Annotated in this window: 4 protein-coding genes; 2 read left to right on the top strand and 2 right to left on the bottom strand. The window is 44.6% G+C overall.

Features of this window, described 5'->3' with window-relative positions:
- The first annotated feature begins 287 nt into the window (after positions 1 to 287).
- The gene (gene ltrA, locus KWJ01_RS13065) at positions 288 to 1,568 is read left to right on the top strand and encodes a group II intron reverse transcriptase/maturase (protein ID WP_224996903.1); all 1,281 of its coding nucleotides are present in this window, start codon (positions 288 to 290) and stop codon (positions 1,566 to 1,568) included.
- Between the two features lie 91 nt (positions 1,569 to 1,659).
- On the opposite strand, the gene KWJ01_RS13060 is transcribed toward ltrA, so the two are convergent.
- Together KWJ01_RS13060 and KWJ01_RS13055 are read right to left on the bottom strand one after the other, a co-directional pair.
- On the bottom strand, positions 1,660 to 1,965 hold the full coding sequence (locus tag KWJ01_RS13060; protein WP_224996901.1) for a type II toxin-antitoxin system RelE/ParE family toxin: 306 nt from the start codon (positions 1,963 to 1,965) through the stop codon (positions 1,660 to 1,662).
- Complete coding sequence (locus tag KWJ01_RS13055) at positions 1,949 to 2,182, bottom strand: hypothetical protein (protein ID WP_224996899.1); 234 nt, start codon at positions 2,180 to 2,182, stop codon at positions 1,949 to 1,951. The genes KWJ01_RS13060 and KWJ01_RS13055 overlap by 17 nt, the downstream gene beginning before the upstream one ends.
- 360 nt (positions 2,183 to 2,542) lie before the next feature.
- Here KWJ01_RS13055 and KWJ01_RS13050 point away from each other — a divergent pair.
- Positions 2,543 to 3,248: transposase (locus KWJ01_RS13050; protein WP_224996897.1), on the top strand; the 706-nt coding region annotated here is incomplete at its 3' end.

Below are 3,248 nucleotides of genomic sequence, written 5' to 3'. Positions count from 1 at the left end.
GCATTTTTGCCACTATCAAAAGAGAAACTCCCTATGTTGCTCTTCGACAATATAACAAAGCTGCATAACTTCAAATCTTGAAAATTTAATATACCTAAACCTTGGCTTAACCTTAGAATTCCGGCGGAAGAGGTCATAGTAATTGACAGGACTTGAGCCGTCACCCTAGGGATAAAGGCGGAGTTCTCACGAGTCGGTGAAGGACTGAACATTGAATCGCATCTCAATTCGATCAGGAGGCACTGCCAGCCTGATCTTAAGCGGACAAAGGAACAGTTTTGCTAGGAATGATAGAACAGGTACTAAAACGTAATAATCTCTATAAGGCCTACCGACAGGTAGTGCGGAATAAAGGTGCCTCGGGAATAGATAATATGCAGGTGGACGAGCTTGTTCCCTACTTGGAAAGTAACCGTGACCGGATTACCCAATCTGTTCTGAACAGGACGTACGTACCTAGTCCTATCCTGGGTGTGCAAATACCTAAAAGCAATGGGAAAACCCGTCTACTAGGGATTCCCACAGTAGTGGATCGGTGGCTACAGCAAGCCGTTAGTCAGGTGTTAAGCTCAAGGTTCGAATTAACCTTTGAAGAGTACAGCTATGGCTTTCGCCCGGAAAAGAACATTCATAAAGCAGTATCACAATCCTTGAAATACATCAATGGTGGCTTTCAGGACATTATTGATATCGACTTAGAAGGATTCTTTGATAAGGTAGATCATTCGATCCTACTACAGCTAATCTACAACAGGGTAAAATGCCCTGGTACCCTGCGGCTCATTAGAAAGTGGCTTCGTGCGCCTATCCTCATTAACGGAAGGCTGCACAGACGCAGGAAAGGAGTTCCGCAAGGTAGCCCGATCAGTCCGCTCTTATCTAATATCCTTCTGGATGAACTGGATAAAGAACTGGAAAGAAAGAAGCTTCGATATGTGCGCTATGCTGATGATTTTAGCATCTACGCCAGGTCAAAGGCTGAAGCCCGAAAGATAGGTAACGCTGTCTATATCTTTTTAAGCAATAAACTTCGATTACCGATCAACCGGGAGAAAAGCGGCATTCGCAGGCCTTCTAATTTTCAGCTGTTGGGCCATGGTTTTGTTCCCACCTATAAGAAAGGTGAAAAAGGGAAGTACCAGCTTGTTGTTAAGAAAAGCAGCTGGGAATCACTCAAACGAAAACTCAAAGGCCTTACCAAGAAAACCAAACCTTGCAGTTTCATTGAGAGACTCCGAAAGCTTTCAGAGGTGTGGAAAGGATGGGTGAATAACTATCGCTTAGCGAGTATCCATGCCAAACTTGAAGCACTTGATAAATGGCTAAGAGCCCGTCTGAGATACTGTATTTGGCATGACTGGAAAAAGCCTGAGAGGAAACGCAAAAACCTGATCCGGCTGGGAGTGGATAAAGGGCTGGCTTACGCCTTTAGTAGAACGAATATGGGAGGCTGGGCGGTGGCTCAAAGTCCTATACTCTTCGCTACTATCACCTTATCCAGACTCAGAAGGAAAGGCTATGAATCCATGCTTTCTTATTACCTGAAAACACAGTCTCAGATTCAGTGAACCGCCTGGTACGAGACCCGTATGCCAGGTGGTGTGAGAGCCTCACCCTGAGCAATTTAGCTCAGGGCGGGCTACTCGATTGGTCTTAGTGTTATTTTAATTTTTTCGGGCTCTGTCTATTGTCAAAGATGGTATAGACTCTTATCAGTCCCTTCTCTTCGTCAATCTTGTATATTACAGAGTTGTGCTTTGTAATGACTGCTCTTCTGAATTCCGGTTTTTTATTTGATTCAGCATATAGCTCTGGGAACAGGCATACTACTTTTTCAAATGCTCTTAGCTTACGCACAAACTTGATAACTTCCTTTTCAGTCCATTCTGTCCTGAGATAACTAACGATCTTGTCAAACTGCCGCTTCGACTCCTTTGACCAGATTACCTCATAATTTTTCTCCATATCCTGCCCAGAACTCTTTGCTTGTCAGCACATCCTCTTTATCATGATCCGATATGCCTCTGTTCAGAGATTCTACCTCCTCCTGGCTTAAATTATCAAACCAGTCAGCAGTTGCAGAATTAGAGTCCTTTATTGATTTTAAGGTCTTAAGAAGGGAGTTATCATTGGTTCTGGTGATCCATTCAATGATCTCGTACTTTAAAGCTTGTATATTCATACTTCTTATTTGCTCGTCCAATCTAAATATACGAATCCCTTTCCAAACCGGCGGTAGATCTATGGTACGATTTTGCATTAAGACCAACGTCCATTGAATAAAGCAGGCGACCTCTCACCGGCGCCATCTGAAAGTACGCATCTTTTGCTATCTGCACAAACAATGGCTGAATGCGCTGGGGGAGCTTGCTTTATTCTGTTGTGGCTGTTGCACAACACTGCCAAGATAGCTGTAGTTAAGCTAAGGGACAAACATTTAAGGCAATGCAGGGGCGGCATAAATTTGTTGACAGAAAGGTGCCCAGAGTTTTGTTTATCTGATCATATACCCAGGCACAACCTCTACTACCGGCTAAAGCAGTTGCTTGAGCTTGATTATCTTTATGATCAGACCAGGCACTACTACGGCAAGTGCGGTCAGAAGAGCATAGATCCGACAGTATTCTTCAAGCTCTGTTTGATTCAGCATCTGGAAAATATTGACTCTGACAGAAAGCTGCTGGAAGTGTGCAGCTTAAGACTGGATCTGCTTTATTTCCTTGGTTACAACCTGGGCGAAGAACTTCCCTGCCACTCCACGCTTTGCCGTACCAGAAAGCTGCTGCCCAGGCAGGCTTTTGATAAGCTCTTCAACCACATCCTCTCTCTTTGTATTGATTCAGGTATGGTAGCGGGTTCTGTTGCAGCAGTAGATTCTGCCCTGATCAAAGCCAACGCTTCCATGGATTCGCTGGGGTTAAAAGTAGCCCAGGAAGAACTGGAAAAGGAGCTACAGAAAGCAAGGCCGGTGATCTCCACTGCCAGAAGAAAGGCAAAAGAAAATAAAGCCACTCTTGAGCAGCAAACTATCACTGCATCAAAAGAAGAGCTCCAGGAACTAGAAAGCAGGCAGGAGAACTGGCATCAGAAGCAGTTTACTTCTCCTGCAGGCAGCTTAAAGCAGGCCCGCTTCACCTCCAATAAAACCCATTACTCACCTGTAGACCCTGATGCCAGAATAGCCGTAAAGCCAGGCAAAAGAAGGCAGCTCTGCTACTTCAACCAGTTAGCAGTGGATACCTTCCATC

The sequence above is a fragment of the Cesiribacter sp. SM1 genome, from assembly GCF_020178975.1.
GTDB lineage: Bacteria > Bacteroidota > Bacteroidia > Cytophagales > Cyclobacteriaceae > Cesiribacter.
The sequence above is the reverse complement of the archived record's forward strand: the minus strand, read 5'-3'. Positions and strand labels throughout refer to the sequence as shown.

Bases quoted from the DNA above. Each gene is read 5' to 3' on its own strand.
- KWJ01_RS13055 (WP_224996899.1), bottom strand. From the start codon at position 2,182: ATGAATATACAAGCTTTAAAGTACGAGATCATTGAATGGATCACCAGA.
- ltrA (WP_224996903.1), top strand. From the start codon at position 288: ATGATAGAACAGGTACTAAAACGTAATAATCTCTATAAGGCCTACCGA.
- KWJ01_RS13060 (WP_224996901.1), bottom strand. From the start codon at position 1,965: ATGGAGAAAAATTATGAGGTAATCTGGTCAAAGGAGTCGAAGCGGCAG.